At 53.8% G+C, this 2,793-nt stretch carries 1 protein-coding gene and 1 pseudogene; both read right to left on the bottom strand.

All coding sequences use genetic code 11. The features are described 5' to 3' along the window. Window positions 1–534: pseudogene (locus ABX962_RS34145) on the bottom strand (hypothetical protein); the annotation flags it as partial. 53 nt (window positions 535–587) lie between these two features. After that, window positions 588–2,615 (bottom strand): 1,4-alpha-glucan branching protein GlgB, encoded by a 2,028-nt coding sequence (gene glgB, locus ABX962_RS34140; protein ID WP_372726132.1) that lies wholly within the window; start codon window positions 2,613–2,615, stop codon window positions 588–590. Window positions 2,616–2,793: the final 178 nt, after the last annotated feature.

Here is a 2,793-nt window from a genome sequence, read left to right as displayed (position 1 = left end):
GCTAAGGAATTGTTCCCACTTGCCTTGCGGATGTTTTTCAGCCAGCCATTTCACATATTGGGTGGCACGCTGCATCATCCCGTCGGGTTTAGGGATATCGACCTCGTCACTAAAGTCTTCGCCGGTCGCAGCTTCCAAACGAATATTGCCGCGGCAATGTTCGCTGACCGGTTTTTCTTGACAACAAATGCCAAACCACTTGTTCGCATAATGGACTTGCATCGCATGCAGTCCGTAGCTGTTCAGCCGATCAAAAAGTCCGCTGTTGTGACCCATCAACCAAATCACCAGCTCGCCCCGAGGGGCGACACGCGTGTCCACCGAAGCGTGTTGAGTATCGGCAGGTTTGCCTTTGTCGGTTTCAATCAGAAAGTTGATTTCCGGATGAGCCTGCACTCGCGAATCAATATCGCTCGCTCGCGTCGAGAATTTGTAGTGCTGAGGATTGGGGTCATCAAACGATGGCGGTGCCGCCATCGCGGTCGAAGCACAAACAAGGAAACTCAGGGACGCAGCGATGCAGCAAAGTCTCATAAAACGCCTAGCAGCAGGTTGGGGTAGGGGAGGGGCTAACCCAACGAAGCGGGTTAGGTAGGTTTGTCGAGCGTTAACATCATAATCGCTAGCGGAGGAATGTTCAGCTCGAGACTGTAGGGACGACCGTGACTTTCTTGGTCAATTGTATCTTTGGCCCCCAAATTCCCAAAGTTGCTGCCTCCATAGACTTCCGCATCGCTGTTCAAAATCTCGACATACGCCCCTTTTTCGGGGACTCCAACGCGGTAATCCGCGTGCGTTGACGGGGTAAAGTTGACCACCACCACGACTTGTTGCCCGTCACTTGATGTGCGGCAGAACGTGTAAATGCTTTTTGCAGCGTCATCCGCCGCGATCCACGAAAACCCGGCGGGGTCGCAGTCGAGTTCATGCAGCGCGGGGTAATCTTTGTGCAGACGGTTCAAATCGCCGACAAAACGTTGTAACCCACTGTGCAGTCGGTGTTCTTGTAACGCCCAATCGAGTTGCTCTTCGTATTTCCACTCGGACCACTGGCCGAACTCGCAACCCATGAACATCAATTTCTTGCCCGGTACCGCGTATTGGTAACCGAACAGCAATCGCATGTTGGCAAATTTTTGCCAATCGTCGCCCGGCATTCGCGAGATCAAAGATCCTTTGCCGTGAACCACTTCGTCATGCGAAAGTGGCAGTACAAAGTTTTCGCTGTAAGCGTAAACCGATCGGAAGGTCAATTCGTTTTGATGGTACTTGCGATGGATGGGATCGCGTTTCATGTACTCCAGCGTGTCGTGCATCCATCCCATATCCCACTTGATTCCGAAGCCGAGACCGCCCGTATAAACAGGACGAGAAACACCGCCAAACGATGTCGATTCCTCGGCAAACGTGATCGCGCCCGGAAAGTCGGCATGCAGATGCGTGTTCATCTCTTTCATGAAATTGATGGCTTCAAAGTTTTCGTTGCCACCGAAACAGTTCGGCACCCACTCGCCATCGTTTCGTGAATAGTCCAAATACAACATCGATGCGACCGCGTCGACTCGCAATCCATCGATGTGATACTCCTTCAGCCAAAATCGAGCGCTAGCGTGCAAGAAATCACGGACTTCGTGGCGACCGTAGTTGAAGATGTGGGTCTTCCAATCGGGATGGAAACCTTGCTTGGGATCGTCATGCTCATACAATCCTGTGCCATCAAAACGAGCCAATCCGTGCGCGTCATAAGGAAAGTGGGCGGGAACCCAATCGATGATCACGCCGATCCCGTTTTGGTGACAATAGTCGACGAAATAGCGGAAGTCGTCAGGTTCACCAAAGCGACTCGTCGGCGCAAAGTAACTCGTGACTTGGTAGCCCCACGATCCGTCGTAGGGAAACTCGGTGATTGGCATCAATTCAATGTGAGTGAAGCCAAGTGATTTAACATGCTCGACCAACATCGCTGCCAACTCACGATAACCATGGTAACGACGTCCGTCCCAAGGTCGTTTCCATGACGGCAGGTGAACTTCGTAGATCGACATCGGTTCGCGAAGCCACTCGCTCTTGCTGCGTTTTTCCATCCACGCGTCATCCGCCCATTGGTATTGATCGAGGTCGTACACGATCGAGGCGGTCGCCGGAGGATGCTCGGCGTAAAACGCAAAAGGGTCCGCTTTATGGAGGACTTCGCCATGTTTGGTGCGGATGCCATATTTGTAGGAGGTGCCATGGGTGACCCCAGGGACAAAGCCGGTCCATACACCCGAGTCGCTGCCGGTCAGCCAATCGGCGCCATGCTGCCAACCATTGCCATCGGTCAACACGCTGACCTCCGTCGCGTTCGGAGCCCACACGGCAAAGCGAGCCCCTTCGACGTTGTCGCGGGTTTCAAGATGAGCACCGAGCCAGTGATATCGCTCGGGCGATTGCGAGACGCGGGTTACCGGTTCGGTCGATAGCGGTTGAGTCAGCGGAGCGGTAGGTTTGGCGGGAGTCGCTTGAGGTGCCGAGGCTCGTTGCAAAATGGGGGCCGTTTGACTTGGGGCAGTGTTCTGTTTTTGCGACATGGCTTGGGGTGCAGTTCCGGTCGGCGTGGGGGGCTTGGCTGTCATCGCGTGAACTCTCATTCAATTAGAGGGCAAAACTCAAGGGGCTTTCGAAGCCGTTTGACGAGCGTCGGAGTGTTCTTTCGGACCCTTCTAAAATAGCGGTATTCAAGCGGGGGGATACCGGGAATGCACCCTTTTCATGCTCGGATTGACTGTTCCGCCTAGAATCGACTTAGTGGCT

The sequence above is a fragment of the Novipirellula sp. genome (assembly GCF_041583735.1).
Taxonomy (GTDB): Bacteria; Planctomycetota; Planctomycetia; order Pirellulales; family Pirellulaceae; genus Novipirellula.
This window is presented reverse-complemented; position numbering and strand designations above follow the sequence as displayed.